Source organism: Labrys sp. F242 (assembly GCF_057813875.1).
In genome coordinates, this window is the sequence record NZ_JBVASG010000003.1 from 699118 (window position 1) to 718071 (window position 18954).

Below are 18954 nucleotides of genomic sequence, written 5' to 3' on the forward strand. Positions count from 1 at the left end.
AAACCGATAGAAGGAGCCCGCATGGATCTGCGGCAGCTGCGCTATTTCCTGACCGTGGCGGAAGAGCTGCATTTCGGCCGTGCCGCCGAGCGGCTGGCAATGACGCAGCCGCCGCTCAGTCAGGCCATCCAGGCGCTGGAGGCGGAGCTCGGAGTCAAGCTGTTCGCCCGCACAAAGCGCCATGTCGCGCTCACACCGGTCGGGCGTGCATGGCAGGTTCATGCCCGGCGGGTGCTGGAGGACGCCAATGGCCTGCCCGACATGGCCCGCCGCCTGTCGCGCGGGGAAGCGGGTCTGTTGCGGCTCGCTTTCGTCAGCACCGCCGATTACAGCCTGCTGCCGGGCCTGGTCAGCGCGTTCCGGGAACGGTACCCGGCCGTGGAACTGGCACTCACGGAAATGACCAGCGACCTCCAGATCGAGGCGCTGCTGGAAGACAAGGTCGATGTCGGCATGGTGATCGCCTCCTCGCGCACCAGCCTGCCCAGGGCGCTCGATTACCGGCCGCTGCTGCGCGAACCGCTGGTCGCGGCCGTGCCCGAGGCCTGGATCGAGCAGGGACGAGCCGGTTTTACGGGGCAGGGGCTGCCGATCGACGCCCTGGTGGCGGCACCCCTGATCCTGTTTCCGCGACGCAGCGCCCCTTCTTTCCATGACATCGTCTCCGGTTACTATGCCGCGCATGGCGCGACCCTGCCGGTCAAGCAGGAGGCGATCCAGATGCAGACGATCATCAGCCTCGTCGCCGCCGGCATGGGGCTGGCGCTGGTGCCGCGATCGCTGCAACGCCTGCAGCGCCAGGGCGTGCGCTATCTGGCCCTGCGGGATGCCGCGCCGGTGATCGAGACCGGGCTCGCCTGGCGTCTCGAAGATCGCGCACCGGCCTTGCGGCGTTTCCTGGAAGTGGCGGAGAAGGAAGCAATCTGGAAGGAAGCACTCTGAATGTCCGTCATCATCCGACGTCTCGGCCCCGCCGATGGCGACGACTATCGCACCATTCGCCTCGCCGCGCTTGCCACGGCGCCGGATGCCTTCGGCAGCACCTATGCGGCCGAGGTCGTCAGGCCGGCAGCGGCCTTCGCCGAACGGCTGTCCCAGGCCACAGTGTTCGGAGCCCATAGGGATGGTCAAATCGTCGGCATGGCCGGCTATCGGCGCCATGACGGCCTCAAGGACAAGCACAAGGGCAGTGTCTGGGGCGTCTATGTCGAGCCGCAGTGGCGGGGGCAGGGCATTGCCGGTGCGCTGATGCAGGCGGTGATCGGGGCCGCGCGTGGCGAGGTGGAACAATTGCTCCTGGCTGTCGTGCAAGGCAATGACGATGCCCTGGCGCTCTACCGCCGGCTCGGCTTCGAGATCTATGGCGTCGAGCCACGCGCGCTCAAGACCGGGAACGGCTATGTCGACGAGGCGCTGATGATACGTTTTCTCGGTGGCGACGAGGAAGGCTCTACAACGTCGGGAACGCCGTCGTTATGATGGGCGCGTGGGCACCGCCTCACCGATTTCAACATGGGAGCGTGGGGTCGTTCCGGCACCGTCCGCGAAGGGTTCCGCACGCTCCAAAGATCGAGGTTGAGCGATGAATGACATCGCCCCACACGGCATTCGCTTCGGGCGGATCGCCGCCATGTTGCCTGTCAAGGACATCCAGCGCGCTCATGATTTCTATGTCGGCGTCCTCGGGTTCGCCAAGACCTTCGAAAACGGCAATCCGGTCGGCTTCATGATCCTCAAGCGGGAAGGCGCCGAACTGCATCTGACGCTGCAGCCGGGCCACAAGGCGGCACCCTTCAACGTGGCGCATCTGATGGTCGATGATGCCGATGCCCTCCATGCCCTGTGCGAGGCCGACGGCCGGCGGATCGTCAAGCGCTTGCAGAACAAGGATTACGGCCTGCGGGCCTTCGTCTTCGAGGATCCGGACGGCAACCGCATCGATGTCGGGCAGTCCCTGTAATCGCCGCAGGAATCGGGTTGCCGGCACCAGGCCGGCAACCCATTCTCGCATCTTTCGAGGCAGGACTGTTTGGCATGCATGCGTGGAGCGAGGAGGGTGGCTGGGCCGAGGCGGGCTCGATGCGCCAACAGGAGGTGCGCGAAGCCTTGATTCGCGCAGTGGAGGAGACCCCTCCCCAACTCAAGGGGCGCGACCTGCTCAAGGCGGACTGGATCGACACACCCATCGGTGCCATGCTGGCGGTCGGCGATCGCCATGCCCTGCATCTCGTCGAGTTCTTCGACCGCAAGGCCCTGCCGGGTGAACTCGCGCGCCTGCGCAAGGCGGCCCGCTCGGCCATCGCCTTCGGGCGGTCGGCGGCGATCGACAAAATCGAGGCCGAGCTCGCCGACTATTTCGCCGGCCGCTCGCCGGTTTTCGCCACGCCGCTCGCCTTGCATGGTTCGGACTTCACCAGGCAGGTCTGGCAGGAGCTGAGGCAGATTCCGGCCGGGATCTGCCTTTCCTATGCCGCCCTCGCCGGGCGATTGGAGCGACCCTCCGCCTTCCGGGCCGTGGCGCGGGCCAATGGCGCCAATCCGTTCGCCATCGTCGTGCCCTGCCACCGCCTGGTCGGCTCCGACGGCGCGCTCACCGGCTATGGCGGCGGCATCTGGCGCAAGCGCTGGCTGATCGAGCACGAGCGGCGCTGGAACTGATCGCCTGGAGTAGCGACTCGTGATTACGAGCATGACCACGCGCTTGATCGATAAAGGCACCAGCCTTTGTCATGCCCGGGCATCCAGCTCTTCGTCGCGCCCCTATTGAAAGGGAAGGCTGGATTGCTGGGTCAAGCCGCGCAATGACAAGGGTTGCACCATTCCATGAGGCGCTCCAAACACGTATCGAGTCTTTGGCTTTGCAGGGCCTCGCTTGCTCTGTAATGAGGGGCGGACCCTTTCTTCCAAGGCGTTTTTGGGATTTGCCGGAAACGGCAAGAATCGCAAACACGCGCGCTTTGCTTCAGGAGACTCGCTCCCATGGCCCTACTTTTGTGCATCACCCAGTGGGAGGTCGAGCCCTGGCTCGAGCGGCTGCGCCGCCTGGCGCCGGATCGCGACATCAGGGCTTGGCCCGATGTCGGCAATCCCGCCGACATCACCTATGCGGCCGTGTGGAAGCAGCCTCCGGGCCTGCTGGCTGGTCTGCCCAATCTGAAGGGCATCGTTTCGCTCGGCGCGGGAGTCGATCACGTCCTGTCCGATCCGACCCTTCCCAATGTGCCGCTCGGCCGCGTGGTGGACGACAATCTCACCGGCCGGATGAGTGAATGGGTGGTGATGCATGCCCTCATCCATCTGCGCAACCAGAGCGATTACTATCTGCTGCAGCGCCAGAAACTGTGGCGCGAGGTGATGCCCTCGCCGGCCGCCCATGAATTGCGGGTGGGCGTGATGGGCCTGGGCGTGCTCGGTGTCGATGCCCTCGGCAAGCTTAAGACCATGGGCTTCGACGTCGCCGGCTGGAGCCGGACGCCCAAGCATATCGAAGGCGTGAAGACCTATGCCGGCGACGAGCTCGATGCCTTCCTGGGCCGCACCGACCTGCTGGTCAGCCTGCTGCCGCTGACACCGGCCACCAAGGGTATTCTCAACCGGGCCCTGTTCGAGAAGCTCGCCCATGATGGCGTGCTCGGCGCGCCTATCCTGATGAATGCCGGCCGCGGCGGCCTGCAGGTGGAGGCCGACATCATCTCGGCGCTCGACGAGGGTGTGTTGCGGGCCGCGACGCTCGATGTCTTCGAGACCGAGCCTCTTCCGGTGGATAACCCGCTCTGGGAGCATCCGCGCGTGACGATTACGCCCCACAACTCGGCGATATCGGATGAAGACGCGGTGGGACGTTTCGTGCTGCGCCAGATCGAGCGTCACGAGCGAGGGCTGCCCTTCGAGGCACCTGTGGACGCCGCCCGGCATTATTGATCCGCAAACCGCCTCCGATTCTTCATAACACACTCATATCGCTAGGAAAATTCGGAGATTGGAACTTTATTTGCGGAACGGCATTTCTGCTCGCGGGCGACGTCGTGAAAATAATGTAACGTTGACGCCGCCGCCATACGGTCTTACCTAATTGGGGGCGACCTCAGGGTGTGTCGTCAGTTATGGCTTCGGGTTTGACGGAAGCCATAACTGACGACACGTCCAAGGGGGTACCACCCGGATGCCGGCCCTTCGGCCTGCGTGTCTCAAGAAGCGGAGCGAAGCATGACGCTGCGTGTCTCAGGACAAAATCTCGACATTGGCGATGCATTGCGGACCCACGTTCAGGCGAGGGTTGCCGAGAGCCTGTCGAAATATTTTGACCAATCCTACACCGGCCAAGTCACCGTGAAGAAGGAAGGCACTGGTTTCCGAACCGATTGCCGTATCCACCTTCCCACCGGGCTTACCCTGCAGACCGAATCGATGGCGCATGACCCGCACGCCAGCGTCGATCTGGCGACGGAACGCCTGACCAAGCGTCTCAAGCGCTACAAGCATCGCATCAAGGACTATCACGCCGGCCCGGACACCGCGACCGCGGCCGAGTCGACCGACTACGTCATCACGGCGCCGAACGAGGAGGAGGGATCTCCCGAGGAGTTCACGCCGGTGATCGTGGCCGAGAACACCACCAAGATGAAGCGCCTTTCGGTGAGCGAGGCCGTTGTCGACCTCGATTTGACCGGTGCGGCCGCCCTCGTTTTTCGCCACGCTGGACATGGCCGCGTGAACGTGGTTTACCGCCGCCCCGACGGCCATATTGGCTGGATCGACCTGCCGCAGACAACGGCAGAGTCGACCTGACAGGCCCACCAGATCGAGCGCCCGCCTCCCAAGAACATTTCTGAAGGGGCGGGCGCCAAGCTATTGAGCCGGCCCTTTCGCATGGGCTCCCGGCTCGAACCCCCACGAGGAATGCGATGCCTTTGAGTGATCTGCTGCCGCAGGATGCTGTGCTTCCGGCGCTGAGAGTAAACTCGAAAAAGCAGGCTCTGCAGGAAATTGCCGAACGTGCCGCTGCACTGACCGGCCTGGGCGAGCGAGAAATCTTCGATACGCTGCTTCAGAGAGAACGCCTGGGATCGACCGGCGTCGGCAACGGCATTGCCATCCCCCATGGCAAGCTTGCCAAGTTCAACCGGATCTTCGGTTTGTTTGCCCGCCTGGAGCGGCCGATCGACTTCGAGGCCCTGGATGGCCAACCGGTCGACGTTATCTTCCTGCTGCTGGCGCCCGAAAGCGCCGGCGCCGACCATTTGCGAGCCTTGTCGCGCATTGCCCGCATGCTGCGCGATCCCAGCATCGTGCAGAAGCTGAGGGCGACCAGTGACGCGGCGGGTCTCTATTCGATCCTGTGCGAGGAGCCGGCGTCACACGCCGCCTGAGGGTCTCGGTGTGCCGGCCTCCTCAGCTCCATCGAGGGATGGAGCGGGACCGGCAGGGGACCTCGGCCTATGTCGGGAGGCGATGGCCGGTCTGAAGACCGACACACCGCGTAGCCAGCCTCCGGCTCAGAAGTCCCCAAGCCCCAATACATCAGCCATGGAATAATAGCCCGGCTTGCGGCCGAAGCCCCAGAGCACGGCCTTGAGGGCGCCCCTGGCGAACATCGTGCGGCTTTCGGCCTTGTGCGAGAATTCCAGGCGCTCGTTCTCCCCGGCGAAGATCACGCTGTGCTCCCCGACCACGGTGCCGCCCCGCAAGGTTGCAAAGCCGATATGGCCCTTCTCGCGAGCGCCGGGGTGGCCGTCGCGCACCCGGTCGGCATTGGCGTCGAGATCGATGCCGCGGCCCGCGGCGGCGGCCTGGCCCAGCATCAGGGCGGTGCCGGAGGGCGCGTCGACCTTGCGGTTGTGATGCATTTCCAGGACCTCGATGTCGAAATCCGCATCCAGGCTCTTGGCGACGCGCTTGACCACGGCCGCCAGCAGGTTGACGCCCAGGCTCATATTGCCGGACTGCACGATCACCGCATGGCGCGCCGCCGCCCGGAGGCGGGCGAAATCCTCCTTCGACAGGCCGGTGGTGCCGATCACATGCACGATGCGCATCTGCGCGGCCAGAGCAGCCAGCTCGACGGTGGCGGCTGGCGCTGTGAAGTCGATGATGCCTTCGGCCGAGGTCAGCAGGCTGAGAGGATCGTCGGTGACGATGACACCATTGGCATCCAGGCCGGCAAGGCGGCCGGCGTCCTGGCCAATGGTTGACGATCCGGTCCGCTCGACGGCACCGGCGAGCACGACGCCCGGCGTCTCCGCGATCATGCGGATCAGGGTCTGCCCCATGCGCCCGGAGGCGCCTGCTACGACGAGCCGCATGTCGGCCATGGTGAACTCCTTGTCTGCCGGGCGCTCGAATGTCCGGGCATAGGCACTGGGATCGTGTGAATGGCGAAACGACAGCTAGCCCTTCCCCCCGCTTCGTAGGGCGAGGGGGCCCTATCGTCGCGCTCCTTCGTTGCGTCTACCATCTCGCTCGACCGTTGTCCTCGGGCCTTTGGGCGTCCCCACCCGTTCATGGATGTGCCCTACCTCAGACGTGACTGCCGCACCTCGTATTACCGCAACGCTCGCTCCATGATGATTGCCGTCGCCGGCGCCCCCTTGGCCCGGGCATAATAGGCTTGGCGTCTTGCGATCTCGTTGAAACCGTGGCGCCGATAGAGGCTGATAGCCGCGACATTGTCCTCGGCGACCTCCAGGAAGACCTTGTGGGCGCCTGCCGCGGCGAGACGGCCGAGATGGTGCTGCAGCAACAAGGTCGCCAGTCCGGCGCGGCGGGACGCGGGCGCCACGGCGACGGTGAGGATCTCGGCTTCATCGACCACCACCCGGGACAGGGCAAATCCCGTTGGCGCTCCCTTGCCGCCCGGGCGGGCGAGATGGGCGATCGTCAGGCGGTCGGCCAGCATGCGTTCGAATTCATGCACATCCCAGCCCCGTTCGAAACCGGAAGCATGGATGGCGGCAAGGCCCACCGCGTCGCCGGCCTTTGCATCGGCGATTACGGGAGGCTGTTTGCGGCCGAACCAGCTCATGCCCACGCCCTCATTGCCGCGCGATCTGGCCGTTCTGCTGCGGCGTCGCGTCGGCGGGCTTGAGATAGGTCGGCTTGGGCGGCGAGTCGGCGGGATCGGCGAGCAGGCCGAGCCTTGCCACCCAGTCGATGTCCGGGGCGGGACTCGCATCGACGATATGACCTGCCGTGCCGGCGGCCTTGGCTTCCTCGAACAGCAGTGGCGCGGCCGGCCCCGCCATCTTCACCGTCGTCGGCCCGAGGACGCGCGCGGCCTCGCGCAGCGGGATGCAACTGGCCTCGACGATGCTGCGGCCGCGATTGGAGAACAGTTCGAAATAGACGTTGCCATGGCGGGCATCGATGGCGACGGCGACGTGCTGGCCATCATTCTCGTCGATATGAGGCGCGGCGATCGCCGCCAATGTGGAGATGCCGACACAGGGCACCCGCAGCGACAGGGCAAAGGCCCGTGCGGCCGAGATGGCGACGCGCAGCCCGGTAAAGGAACCCGGTCCGACAGTGGTGGCGATACGGTCGATCAGGGAGAAGCCGCCGGAACGCTCGACGACGTCGCGCACCAGCGGGATCAACGCCTCGGCCTGGCCGCGCGCCATCGGCAAGGTCTGCGAGGCGATGGCGCCATCATCGGAATCGAACACGCTGGCCGAGCAGGCTTCGAGGGCTGTGTCGATGGCCAGGATACGCATGGAAAACACCTATGGGAGGCCGGACCGTCCGGCTGCCGCCAAATCCCAGCGATATCGCAGGACTTGGCCCCTGTGCAACGCCCAATCCGATAAAGAGGCCGAATGGCTCTTTGTGCCAGACCTAAAGCGCCTTGTTCCAAGCAGCGTTTCCCGGCGAGGCGCACCGATGGGCCTCGCCGGGAAACGCTGCAAACGTTTGATATCTTGCAGATTCTTCTTGATCGTGGCCGTGGCTCGATCAAGAAGAATCTGCTTAGGGGACCAGCAGATAGATCGGCAGATAGCCCTTGTCCTGCAGCAATTCGACCAGTTCAGCCACCGGGAAGGCGGCCAGGAACAGGCAGGCGTCCAGGAAGGTGCGTGTCACCAGCGAGGTCTGGATCTCCAGGGTCGGCACCGAGCGCCAGAGCGAGAAATTCGGCAGGAAACGAGGCACGCGGGCGCAATAGGCGTCGTAGACGGCGCCGAACTTGGCGTGGAGGAACTGCTCCTCCTTATGCGTCACGATGCTGAAGATCACCACGGTGATGGTGAAGACCAACGCCGCCGTGGTGATGGTGCCGAACTGGGCCCCGGCGCCGGCGGCGCCGATGAAGGAGAAGACGTAAAGCGGATTGCGGCAGATCGAATAGGGGCCGTCCTCGACGATGAGCTGCTTCTTGCGCCCGCCGATATAGAGGGAGCACCAGGTCCGTCCGACGATGGCGATCACGATCAAGACCAGCCCGACGCTTTCGATGGTTTCGTGGAAGCCGTGGCCGGCATCGTCCTGCCACAGGGAGTCGGTGAACAGCAGCACCACGAAACCGAGCACGCCCAGCAAGCCGAGGACGATCCGGCGTATGGTCTGCACGGCATTGATGTCGATGGCATTGCCGATATTGCCGCTGCCCTTTGTATTGTTCATGTAGCCACTCGATTGAGGTGCCGGCCCGCGTGGGACCTGCGCCCCGGCATCACGCCAAATGCAAGATTCTCGACATGAGAATGTCATGACACTACTTCGCGCAAGCGCCTCCGTCCACGTCCTACGCCGTGCAAAAGCCACAATGCTCTTCAGGCCGGGCGGTCGGGGATGGTGATCCGGAACGTGGCGCCGCCTTGATCCGCCTCCTGGCCGAGCAAGGTAAGCGTGCCGCCATGAGCCCGGGCGAGTTCGGCGGCAATCGCAAGGCCGAGGCCGGAACCGCCGGGGCGCGTCGAGCCGGAAAAAGCCTCGAACAGCTTCAGGCTGGCCTTTTTCGAGACGCCCGGACCATTGTCGGCGACATCGATGGTTACGACGGTGCCGGCCCGCCATCCGCTGATGCCGATTGTACTGGGTGAGCCGTCGGGCGCGGCATAGCCGTCGAGGGCCTGCGCCGCGTTGCGGCAAAGATTGAGCAGGATGCGCGAAAGCTGGTCGGGGTCGGCGTCGATCTGCAGGCCGGGCTCGAGCTTCTCCGTCCAGATCAGCTTGTCGTTCGCCTCGCCGAGGCCGAGGAGTTCGCGGGTATCGGAGACGACGGGCGCGAGTGCCATCCGACGGCGTGCGGGGGTGGGCTCGGAGGCGAGCCCATAGGAAAGCGAGGACTGGCAGAAGGCGATGGCTCGGCCGATGGTCTGGATCAGTTTGGGCGCCAGCCGCTGCACGATGGGATCGTCGGTCTCGGTCAGGCGATCGGAAAACAGCTGCGCGGCGGCCAGCATGTTGCGCAGGTCGTGATTGATCTTGGAAACGGCGAGGCCGAGCGCCGCCAGCCGGCTCTTTTGCTGCAGCATGCCATGGAGTTGGCGCTGCATGGTGGCGAATTCGCGCTCCGCCACACCGATTTCGTCGTTGCGGCCGGAGGTGCGGATCACGCCCGCTTCATCCTCGGGATCGGCGGCAAAGCGCATCATGGCGCCGGTGAGCCGGCGCATCGGGCGCACGATGAACAGGCTGAGGGTGAGATAGATCAGGCCGGCGGTGATGGTTGAAATGGCGAGCGTGATGGCGAGCCAGCGCCGGGCGAAATCGTACATGCCCTGCTGGAGCGGCGTCTCGTCGACGACGATCTCGACATATTGCCCATGCATGGGGGCATCGCCGATCACGCGGATGAAGCGTCCCCTGGGCGCCAGCAGCGTATCGAGCGCGTCGCTGATCGCCTCCATCGCCGTAAGGCTGCGCAGGTCCGTGGCGATGGCGACGGTGGGCGGCATGTCGGAGGAGGCGAGCAATCGCTTGCTGTCGTCGGTCTTCAACGCCACCATCTTGGCGCCCACCGAGGCGAGGATCTGCCGGGCGAGATCATCGGAAACCATGCCGTCGGGCGCTGCTTCCAGCACCAGCGCCGCAGTGATGGCGGAGGCGATGCGATTGGAGAGCCAGTTTCGGCGATAATTGGCCACCACCGGCAGGTAGACCAGCACTTCGGCCAGCAGGCCGAAGAGGATGGTGAGGACGAGCAGGCGGGCCGACAGTCCGAAACGGCCGGGCCTGTTGCCGGGCTGGGGGCTGATGGAAGAGGAACTGGACACGCCATTGCCTTAAAGGAATTTGGCAAGGCTCGCCAGAGGCTGCTTGCAAGGGCGGCTTTGGAGCGCGGACTTCCAGTCCGCCTCTTGCCAACTCACCAAGCGCGGTGTTTCCAAGAGCGGACATCGCGACATGCAAGCGTCTCGCTGAGAAGTCCACGGTTCGGGCAACGTCCCATTGCTTTTTTCTGGCTTTTTGGCTGCGCTTCGACTATAGGGCCGCATCCCGGCGCGGATGTGCCGGATTTTACCCGCCTCCGCCGACCCCGCTGGACGACATCCCGGCCGGGCCTTGGTGGACGGCGATCCTGGCCAGACAGGCCTCCTTCGTCGCAAGACGGTACCGGCAATCGCGCGCCTCGCGCCGCGAAGGCCTATGAAAGGACTATCGATGTCGATCTCGCAAGAGCGCAAGACCGCGCTCATCAAGGAATATGGCGCCAAGGCCGGCGATACCGGTTCTTCGGAAGTGCAGATCGCGATCCTCACCGAGCGCATCACCAATCTGACCGGCCATTTCAAGTCGCATGTGAAGGACAACCACTCCCGTCGTGGCCTTCTCAAGATGGTGGCTCTGCGCCGCTCGCTGCTCGACTACATCAGGTCGCGCGACGAAGAGCGCTACAAGTCGATCATCGCGCGTCTCGGCATCCGCCGCTAAGACCGATCAAGCCCGGAAGGCTCCATGCCTTTCGGGCTGTTCCATTTCAAGACCGGGACGCGGCGGCATGGGGCCGGCGCGAAAGCCCACAGACCGGATAGGCAGCAGGCCATGGCAGGATCGCAGGAAGCAACCCTCGAACGTTGAATGTGAGGATGCTTCCCGCCATCTTGCGATGGCTGCTTTTGTTTCAGGCGCCGTTGGTAGACGCCCTGCCTCGTCCGGTCGATCCACACAACAGGATTGATCCTTAATGTTCACAATTTATCGCGAAGAGCTGGAATGGGCCGGCCGTAAGCTGACCCTCGAAACCGGTAAGATCGCCCGCCAAGCCGACGGCGCCGTGCTCGCTTCCTATGGCGACTCGACCGTGCTGGCCACGGTGGTTTCGGCCAAGGAGCCGAAAGCCGGCATCGATTTCTTCCCGCTCACCGTCAATTACCAGGAAAAGGCCTTTGCGGCCGGTCGCATCCCTGGTGGCTACTTCAAGCGTGAAGGCCGCCCGTCCGAGCGCGAGACCCTGATCTCCCGCCTGATCGACCGTCCGATCCGCCCGCTTTTCGTCGATGGCTATCGCCATGACACCCAGGTCGTCGTCACCGTGCTGTCGCATGACCTGATCAACGACACCGACGTCCTCGCGATGGTCGCCGCCTCCGCTGCGCTGACCCTGTCGGGCGTGCCCTTCATGGGCCCGGTGGGCGCTGCCAGCGTCGGTTTCGTCAATGGCGAGCTCAAGCTCAACCCCACCCTCGACGAGATGAAGGAATCCTCCCTCGAGCTCGTGGTCGCCGGTACCGCCGACGCCGTGCTGATGGTGGAATCGGAAGCCAAGGAACTCTCCGAGCAGACCATGCTCGAGGCCGTCATGCTCGGCCACAAGGGCTTCCAGCCGGTGATCGAGGCGATCATCCGCCTGGCCGAGAAGGCCGCCAAGGAACCGCGCGACTTCCAGCCCGCCGACAATTCGGAACTCGAGAAGGCGATGCTCGCCGTGATCGAGACCGAGCTGCGCGCTGCCTATTCCATCACCGCCAAGCAGCAGCGTTATGCTGCCGTGGATGCCGCCAAGGCCAAGGTGTTCGCCCACTTCCTGCCTGAGGGCGCCGAGAACCCGGCTTATTCCAAGCAGGTCGTCGCCGAGGTCTTCCATGACCTGCAGGCCAAGGTCGTGCGCTGGAACATTCTCGACAAGGGCGTGCGCATCGACGGCCGCGACGTGAAGACGGTCCGCACCATCGTCGCCGAAGCCGGCATCCTGCCGCGTACCCATGGTTCGGCCCTGTTTACCCGTGGCGAGACCCAGGCCCTGGCCGTTGCCACGCTGGGCACCGGCGACGACGAGCAGTATGTCGACAGCCTGGAAGGCACCTACAAGCAGCGCTTCATGCTGCATTACAACTTCCCGCCCTATTCGGTGGGTGAGACCGGCCGCATGGGTTCGCCCGGCCGCCGCGAAATCGGCCATGGCAAGCTCGCCTGGCGCGCCCTTCACCCGATGCTGCCCCCGCAGCACGAGTTCCCCTACACCATCCGCGTCGTCTCCGAGATCACCGAGTCCAACGGCTCGTCCTCGATGGCGACGGTCTGCGGCACCTCGCTGGCTCTGATGGACGCCGGCGTGCCGCTGCGCGCCCCGGTTGCCGGCATCGCTATGGGCCTGATCCTGGAAGGCGAGCGCTTTGCCGTGCTCTCCGACATCCTGGGTGACGAGGACCATCTCGGCGACATGGACTTCAAGGTTGCCGGCACCGAAGGCGGCATCACCTCGCTGCAGATGGACATCAAGATCGCCGGTATCACCGAAGAGATCATGAAGGTCGCACTGGAGCAGGCCAAGGGCGGTCGCCTCCACATCCTCGGCGAAATGTCCAAGGCCCTGTCCGGCGCCCGCGCCGAGCTCGGCGAGCATGCCCCGCGCATCGAGGTGATCACCATTCCGGTCGACAAGATCCGCGAAGTGATCGGTTCGGGCGGCAAGGTCATCCGCGAGATCGTGGAAAAGACCGGCGCCAAGGTCGACATCCAGGACGACGGCACCATCAAGGTCGCCTCGGCTTCGGGTACGGCGATCAAGGCCGCGATCAACTGGATCAAGTCGATCGCGTCCGAGCCCGAGCTCAACGCCATCTATGAAGGCACCGTGGTCAAGACCACCGATTTCGGCGCCTTCGTCAACTTCTTCGGTGCCAAGGACGGCCTGGTTCACATCTCGCAGCTCGCTGCGAACCGCGTGAACAAGGTCACCGACGTGATCAAGGAAGGCGACAAGGTCAAGGTCAAGCTGCTTGGCTTCGACGAGCGCGGCAAGGTCCGCCTGTCGATGAAGGCCGTCGATCAGGCCACCGGTGAAGACCTGGAAAAGAAGGCCAAGGCAGACGGCGAAGCCGCCGCCGAGTAAGGCAGCCTTCCAGCGCCATGAATCAGAAAGGGCGGCCCCGGCGGGCCGCCCTTTTTGTTGTCCGGCTTGCTGTCAGGCCGCGCTGGCCCGGGACACCCGATAGCGCGGGGCCGGCTTGGCGTGGGAGAGGTTCGGCGACAACGCCTTGCGGGCGGCCTCGAAGCTGTCCCAGTCGGCGATGTCGGGCAGCGCCGGGATGGTGGCCAGTTCGCCCTGGTCGAGGCCGGCGAGGGCGGCGTCCACCATGTTTTCGGCCGACATAACGCCGATGCTCTCCGGCAATTGCTCGACAGGCACGCCGAGGACGTTCCAGAAATCGGTGGCGGTGGCGCCGGGCAATACGGCCTGGACACGGATGTTCTTGTCGGCCAGCTCGTGATGCAGGCTCTGGCTGAAGGCGAGCACATAGGCCTTGCTGCCGCCATAGACGCCGTTGAGCAGCTCCGGCGCTACAGCCACGATGGAGGCGATATTGACGATGGTGCCGCCGCCGCGCTCGACGAGGCCGGGGACTGCGGCATAGGTCAGCCGCGTGAGAGCGGTGACGTTGAGGCCGATCATTTCTTCCATCTTCTCGACCGAAGCCTGGAGCAGGGGTGTCGCGCTGCCGAAACCGGCATTGTTGACCAGCCCCGTGATGCTCTTGTCGCTCTTCAGCACGGTCTCGACGGCGGCAAGGCCGTCCTTGGCGTTCAGATCGGCGGCGAGGATGCGCACCTGGCGGCCGGTTGCCTTCTCGATGCGGCCGGCGAGGGCCTTGAGCTTGTCCTCGCTGCGGGCGACCAGGATCAGGTCGTAGCCGCGGCGGGCTAGGCGGTCGGCATAGACGGCGCCGATGCCGGAGGAGGCACCCGTGATCAGCACGGTGCCCTTCGGGGTGGTGGACATGGGAAATCTCCATGGGTTGCAATGAGCGGAGACTAGACCCGCTGGCTTTTGTCTCAAATGTCATATATGCCACCTTTCAGGACACAAAGAGGAGGCGCTCATGCAGCGCGTCGGCTTTCTGATTTCGCCGAATTTCCAGATGATGAGCTTTGCCGCTCTCTCGGCCTTCGAATTCGCCAACTATGTCGCCGACAGGGCGCTCTATGACATCGCCATCGTCTCGGAGAGCGGCGGCCCCGTGCGAAGTTCGGTCGGCCCCAAGCTCGACAGTCTTTGCTTCGGCGAGCCTGACTTCGATACGCTCGTGGTTTGCGGCACGCCCGATGTCGATCCGCCGACACCGGGTGTCATCGATTATGTGCGCCAGGCGCCGGCGCGCTCGCGGCGCGTCGCTTCGATCTGCACCGGCGCGTTCGTGCTCGCCGAGGCGGGACTGCTCGACGGCCGGCGCGTGACCACCCATTGGCTCTGGACGCGCGATCTGCAGGCCCGCTTCCCACGGCTCAAGGTGGATGAAGACCGCATCTTCATCGCCGACGGCCAGATCTGGACCTCGGCCGGCATGAGCGCGGGCGTCGACCTCGCCCTCGGCATGGTGGAGGAGGATCACGGCGCCGAGCTCGCCCGCATCGTGGCCCGGCAGCTCGTGCTCTATCATCGGCGCGGCGGGGGGCAATCGCAGCATTCCAACCTGCTCGACCTCGACGCCAAGTCGGACCGGATCCAGACGGCGCTCACCTATGCCAAGCGCAACCTGCATGCGCCGCTGACGGTGGAACAGCTCGCCGAGGTGGCCCATCTCAGCCCGCGCCAGTTCAGCCGTGCCTTTCGCAACGAGACGGGCCAGTCGCCGGCCAAGGCCGTGGAGAATCTGCGTGTCGAAGCGGCGCGGCTGATGATGGAGCAGACCCTCCATCCCATCGACGTCGTGGCTGCGGAAACGGGGTTCGCCGACCGCGAACGCATGCGGCGCGCGTTCCTGCGGGCCTTCGGCCAGCCGCCGCAGGCGATCAGGAGGCTGGCCAAGGGACCTGCCGGCCTGATGTGACATCCCTCGCCGAGGAGCTTCGTCCGGCGGTACACGCGATCGTTGTCGATGTGAGAGCCGTTCGCTTCGGTGTTCCGGGCGTATCGGGAGAGCGGGCATGGTCGTGCTAGAGACGATCCGCGGGCGGCGGAAGCGCCGGCCGGTCCTCCGGAGAGAGTTCATGTCACGTCGTCTGCGCCTTTTGCTCCTGGCCGTTTGCTGCCTTGCCCCTTCGGCCTTGGCCGCGAAGGGCAAGCCCGGTGTGCCCTATCCCGCCGAGGCGCAGGGTGTGTGGACCCGCGATGTCGAAAGCTGCACCAGCAGGAAGGACCTGCGGGGCGAGGCGCCGATCCGGATTGCGGTCGAGGGCAAGGACTGGACGGAGGAGGGCGGGATCGGGCAGGCCAGCTCCGTCACGCAGATCGCGAAGGATCCTCCCACCTGGCGGCTGCAGGTTTCGGAAGACAGCGAGGGCGAGACCTTCGACTACGCCGTCATCCTGGTGAAGATCGGCAAGGAATTGGTGACGATTTCCCATGCGAGCGTGGACGGCGAGAAGACGCCGGTGGTGCATACCTATCGCAAATGCGGATAGGCTCGGCGTGGTGAAGCGTTTATGCTCAAGCCTGTTTCGCCTCAGCGAAATGCGCTGAAATCGAGGGTCGAGGCCACCCGGCCTGTTGCTTTTCTCCGTGCTTGTCGCTATAGACGCCGCTTCCCCGCATCGACCGGCTGATAAGGGCTGCCGTGGCGATGTTGTTGGCTCGGGCGCTTTTCAAAAAGCACACGGCTTACCGGTGGCGGAACCCAAAAGGTTTCGGCGCCTTTTTTATTCGGAGACGAGCAAAATGCCCAAGATGAAGACCAAGTCGGGCGCTAAAAAGCGCTTCAAGATCACGGGAACCGGCAAGGTGGTGCACGCTCAGCAGGGCAAGCGCCACGGCATGATCAAGCGTACCAACAAGCAGATCCGTAAGCTTCGCGGCACGCGCGTCCTCTTCAAGACGGACGGCGATAACGTGAAGAAGTATTTCCTGCCGAACGGCTGATCGCCACGGCAACGCGAAACCTTAAGGAGATCAGCGAATGGCACGCGTGAAACGGGGCGTTACGTCCCATGCTAAGCACAAGAAGACACTCGACGCGGCGAAGGGCTTTTACGGCCGCCGCAAGAATACGATCCGCATCGCCAAGCAGGCGGTCGATCGTTCGATGCAATACGCCTATATCGGCCGCAAGCTCAAGAAGCGCAACATGCGCGCTCTGTGGATCCAGCGCGTCAACGCTGCTGTCCGTGAGCTCGGCCTGACCTATTCGAAGTTCATCGCGGGCCTGGCCAAGGCCGGCATCGAGATCGACCGCAAGGTGCTGTCGGATCTCGCCATCCGCGAGCCGGAAGCCTTCAAGGCCCTGGTCGAGAAGGTCAAGGCTGCCGCCTAAGCAGCGCTTTACCGAATATGGTTCCTGAAAAACCCGTCGCGGCAACGCGGCGGGTTTTTCTTTTGGGCTTTCGGAGCCAACCGAATCTTGCAAACTGAGAGAGTCGCAAAGACGCGTTTACGCTTGGATGCGCCTTGCTCCAGGGAGTGCCGGCATGGCTGCGAAATCGAAGTTTACGGCAGCGACCCTCGCTGAACTCGGCCCGGCCAAGCTTGCGGACCTGATTTTCGAGGAGGCGCAGGCCAATCCGGCTTTCCGCAAGCGGGTGATTGCGGCGCTGGCCGGTACGCAGGGGCCTGAAGCCGTCGCCAAGCTGGTGGAACGACGCCTTTCGGCCCTGGAGAAGGCGCGCTCGTTCATCGATTGGCCCAAGCTCAAGGAATTCGAGAAGGATCTGTCGGCGACGCTGGCGAGCATTACCGGCGAGATCGGCACCGGTTCGGCCCCGCTCGCCGTCGATCTTCTGCTGCGTTTCATCGCAACCGCGGGGGGTGTTTTCGCGCGGGTCCTGTCCTCCAGCCGCCTGGAAGACCTCTATGGCGAGGCGATCGCGGCCCTGGGGCCATTGACCGTTCGGCTGGAGCCAGGCGACCTCGCCGGCCTGCCCGAGAGGGTGATGGCCCTTGCCGGCCAGGCGGGCGATATCGCTCCTGCTATGATCGCTTCGTTCCTGGAGCAAGCCTCGGCGACGGATCTGGATGAATGGGATCGCCTGCTGGCAAGCAAGGTGGCGGCGCTGCAGTCGGCCTACATGGCTCATCCCTATCGGGAGTTGCGCCAGGCCATCGCCATTCGGCGCGACGATCTCGATGGCTGGATCGCCCTGGAGAACGACAAGCCCGTCCAACTCCGCGACCGGCTTGCCGTTGCGGAGAAGCTGCTCGCAGCCGGTCGGGCGGAGGAAGCGCTATCCTGGCTGGGTGTCGAGGAGCCCTCGCCGCTCGCCTATGCCGATGCGCTGGACGTCGCGGACGGCGTGGTCAGGCGGGATTTCCGCCTGCCGGCCCGGATCGGCCTCAAGGCGCGCATTCTGGAAGCCCTGGGCCGCGGGCAGGAGGCCCAGGCCCTGCGCTGGGCAACCTTCGAGACGACGCTCGACGCCGACATCTTGCGCGCCTATCTGGCCAAGCTCGATGATTTCGCCGAGTTCGAGGTCCTCGACAGGGCTTTTGCCCATGCCCTGGCCGCCAAGGCGCGCTACCGCGCCCTCTATTTCCTGACCGAATGGCCGCGCCTTGACCATGCCGCCAGGCTGGTGCTCGATTTCGGGCTGGTCTGGGACGGCAGGCACTACCAGGTGCTGCAATCGGTGGCGGACAGGCTGCATGAGGAGCAGCCCCTTGCCGCGAGCCTGCTTTATCGTGCCCTGGTCGAGGAGATCCTGTCGAAGGGCAAATCGGCCGCCTATGGGCATGGCGCCGCCTATCTCGACAGGCTGGACGATCTCGCCATGCGGCTTGATCCGGGAGCACTGGCGACGCTGGGGCGGCTCAGCCATGCCGATTGGCGGGCCTTTCTAGGCAAAAAGCATGCTCGCAAGGCCAGTTTCTGGGCGGCTGTCGCCAAATAGTCTGCGCAAACCCGCTCCTGTTATGGTGAGTCGGCTGGGATCCTGTTCCCTGAAGAATGGCGGTCGTTTGTGCCGGCCGATAGATTGGCCCGGTGCTGAACCGTTGGGGAGGGCTGCATGGCCGGCAAGTCACTCATGATCGGATTGCTCGTCGCCATCGCCACCGGCCAGGTGCAGGCGGAGGAGACGCTCCCCGAGCCGTTCGCCCGGGCTTGGCAAGCCTGTCAGGACCGCATGACGAGCCAGCCCAATGACTGGATCGGCTGGCGGCGCGACTTTTTCAACGGCTATGGCGACAATTTCGCCTATTGGAGCAGGGAAACGGCCGTTGCCGGGCAGCCGGCGGTTTTGCGGACGGAGACGCTGATCGACGGCGCCCACTCGGTTTCTACGATCTATTGTTTCCAGGCTGACGGCCGGCCTGCACTCACCCGCTCCGTCATGGCCAGCGTCAACATTGCCGACGGGCCAAACATTGAGGTCCCTCTGCAGCGCGAGGGTTGGATTTTCTTCAAGCCGGATGGCGCGCTCGACAGGGTGATCGGCCGGCTCGTCGATGACACGGGCAAAAGCCATCGGCTCGACGAGGCCGGCTGGGTGCCGGGGCGCGGCTGCGACCAGCAGAAGGTTGCCCTGTTCGAGCGTGCCGATGACGTCACCAAGGCCTATGTGGCCGAGATGGGCGACATCGAGGGCAAAAGGCCAGCATTCAAGCCTGAAGAGCTGAATTGGTGCGACAAGGCTCAAACGCCTTGAGAG

At 64.6% G+C, this 18954-nt stretch carries 21 protein-coding genes; 15 read left to right on the forward strand and 6 right to left on the reverse strand.

What is annotated here, in order from left to right:
* Positions 1 to 21 precede the first annotated feature (21 nt).
* The 7 genes from ACZYTC_RS22895 (at position 22) to ptsN (ending at position 5369) form a co-directional block, all read left to right on the forward strand.
* Positions 22 to 942: a LysR substrate-binding domain-containing protein gene (locus tag ACZYTC_RS22895; RefSeq protein WP_488990600.1), complete on the forward strand. Its 921-nt coding sequence runs from the start codon at positions 22 to 24 to the stop codon at positions 940 to 942.
* Positions 943 to 1479 (forward strand): GNAT family N-acetyltransferase, encoded by a 537-nt coding sequence (locus tag ACZYTC_RS22900; protein ID WP_488990601.1) that lies wholly within the window; start codon positions 943 to 945, stop codon positions 1477 to 1479.
* Positions 1480 to 1582: 103 nt separating this feature from the next.
* Entirely contained in the window at positions 1583 to 1960 is a 378-nt protein-coding gene (locus ACZYTC_RS22905; RefSeq protein ID WP_454816096.1) for a glyoxalase superfamily protein, read from the forward strand.
* Between the two features lie 74 nt (positions 1961 to 2034).
* Entirely contained in the window at positions 2035 to 2658 is a 624-nt protein-coding gene (locus ACZYTC_RS22910) for a methylated-DNA--[protein]-cysteine S-methyltransferase (RefSeq protein ID WP_441773235.1), read from the forward strand.
* Between the two features lie 321 nt (positions 2659 to 2979).
* Complete coding sequence (locus ACZYTC_RS22915; RefSeq protein ID WP_441773234.1) at positions 2980 to 3921, forward strand: 2-hydroxyacid dehydrogenase; 942 nt, start codon at positions 2980 to 2982, stop codon at positions 3919 to 3921.
* A 285-nt stretch (positions 3922 to 4206) separates the two neighbouring features.
* Positions 4207 to 4788, forward strand: a complete 582-nt coding sequence (gene hpf, locus ACZYTC_RS22920; RefSeq protein ID WP_434958224.1) for a ribosome hibernation-promoting factor, HPF/YfiA family — start codon at positions 4207 to 4209, stop codon at positions 4786 to 4788.
* 116 nt (positions 4789 to 4904) lie between these two features.
* Complete coding sequence (gene ptsN, locus ACZYTC_RS22925; RefSeq protein WP_149253567.1) at positions 4905 to 5369, forward strand: PTS IIA-like nitrogen regulatory protein PtsN; 465 nt, start codon at positions 4905 to 4907, stop codon at positions 5367 to 5369.
* A gap of 126 nt (positions 5370 to 5495) precedes the next feature.
* Here ptsN and dapB read toward each other — a convergent pair whose 3' ends face one another.
* From dapB to ACZYTC_RS22950, 5 genes are all read right to left on the reverse strand, one after another.
* Positions 5496 to 6311: a 4-hydroxy-tetrahydrodipicolinate reductase gene (dapB, locus tag ACZYTC_RS22930; protein ID WP_434959702.1), complete on the reverse strand. Its 816-nt coding sequence runs from the start codon at positions 6309 to 6311 to the stop codon at positions 5496 to 5498.
* A gap of 230 nt (positions 6312 to 6541) precedes the next feature.
* Positions 6542 to 7021, reverse strand: coding sequence for a ribosomal protein S18-alanine N-acetyltransferase (rimI, locus tag ACZYTC_RS22935; protein ID WP_434958223.1), 480 nt, complete (start codon positions 7019 to 7021; stop codon positions 6542 to 6544).
* A gap of 10 nt (positions 7022 to 7031) precedes the next feature.
* The gene (gene tsaB, locus ACZYTC_RS22940; RefSeq protein WP_434958222.1) at positions 7032 to 7709 is read right to left on the reverse strand and encodes a tRNA (adenosine(37)-N6)-threonylcarbamoyltransferase complex dimerization subunit type 1 TsaB; all 678 of its coding nucleotides are present in this window, start codon (positions 7707 to 7709) and stop codon (positions 7032 to 7034) included.
* Positions 7710 to 7962: 253 nt separating this feature from the next.
* Positions 7963 to 8616, reverse strand: a complete 654-nt coding sequence (locus ACZYTC_RS22945; RefSeq protein ID WP_488990602.1) for a methyltransferase family protein — start codon at positions 8614 to 8616, stop codon at positions 7963 to 7965.
* A gap of 149 nt (positions 8617 to 8765) precedes the next feature.
* A complete protein-coding gene (locus ACZYTC_RS22950) occupies positions 8766 to 10211 on the reverse strand; it encodes a sensor histidine kinase (RefSeq protein ID WP_488990603.1) in 1446 nt (481 codons plus the stop codon).
* Positions 10212 to 10599: 388 nt separating this feature from the next.
* Here ACZYTC_RS22950 and rpsO point away from each other — a divergent pair, with 388 nt between their 5' ends.
* Both rpsO and pnp read left to right on the forward strand, forming a co-directional pair.
* Positions 10600 to 10869, forward strand: a complete 270-nt coding sequence (gene rpsO, locus ACZYTC_RS22955; protein WP_434958219.1) for a 30S ribosomal protein S15 — start codon at positions 10600 to 10602, stop codon at positions 10867 to 10869.
* A gap of 253 nt (positions 10870 to 11122) precedes the next feature.
* Positions 11123 to 13270 (forward strand): polyribonucleotide nucleotidyltransferase, encoded by a 2148-nt coding sequence (gene pnp / locus ACZYTC_RS22960; protein ID WP_434958218.1) that lies wholly within the window; start codon positions 11123 to 11125, stop codon positions 13268 to 13270.
* A gap of 72 nt (positions 13271 to 13342) precedes the next feature.
* On the opposite strand, the gene ACZYTC_RS22965 is transcribed toward pnp, so the two are convergent.
* On the reverse strand, positions 13343 to 14158 hold the full coding sequence (locus ACZYTC_RS22965; protein WP_488990604.1) for an SDR family NAD(P)-dependent oxidoreductase: 816 nt from the start codon (positions 14156 to 14158) through the stop codon (positions 13343 to 13345).
* 100 nt (positions 14159 to 14258) lie between these two features.
* Between ACZYTC_RS22965 and ACZYTC_RS22970 the strand changes: the two genes are divergently transcribed.
* From ACZYTC_RS22970 to ACZYTC_RS22995, 6 genes are all read left to right on the forward strand, one after another.
* Positions 14259 to 15206, forward strand: coding sequence for a GlxA family transcriptional regulator (locus tag ACZYTC_RS22970; protein ID WP_488990605.1), 948 nt, complete (start codon positions 14259 to 14261; stop codon positions 15204 to 15206).
* Between the two features lie 160 nt (positions 15207 to 15366).
* Positions 15367 to 15780 (forward strand): hypothetical protein, encoded by a 414-nt coding sequence (locus ACZYTC_RS22975; RefSeq protein WP_441773228.1) that lies wholly within the window; start codon positions 15367 to 15369, stop codon positions 15778 to 15780.
* Positions 15781 to 16033: 253 nt separating this feature from the next.
* Positions 16034 to 16234, forward strand: a complete 201-nt coding sequence (rpmI, locus tag ACZYTC_RS22980) for a 50S ribosomal protein L35 (protein ID WP_434958214.1) — start codon at positions 16034 to 16036, stop codon at positions 16232 to 16234.
* Positions 16235 to 16271: 37 nt separating this feature from the next.
* The gene (rplT, locus tag ACZYTC_RS22985; RefSeq protein WP_068297422.1) at positions 16272 to 16625 is read left to right on the forward strand and encodes a 50S ribosomal protein L20; all 354 of its coding nucleotides are present in this window, start codon (positions 16272 to 16274) and stop codon (positions 16623 to 16625) included.
* Between the two features lie 154 nt (positions 16626 to 16779).
* Positions 16780 to 18195 (forward strand): DUF6880 family protein, encoded by a 1416-nt coding sequence (locus ACZYTC_RS22990; RefSeq protein ID WP_441773227.1) that lies wholly within the window; start codon positions 16780 to 16782, stop codon positions 18193 to 18195.
* A 117-nt stretch (positions 18196 to 18312) separates the two neighbouring features.
* The gene (locus ACZYTC_RS22995) at positions 18313 to 18951 is read left to right on the forward strand and encodes a hypothetical protein (protein ID WP_441773226.1); all 639 of its coding nucleotides are present in this window, start codon (positions 18313 to 18315) and stop codon (positions 18949 to 18951) included.
* Positions 18952 to 18954: the final 3 nt, after the last annotated feature.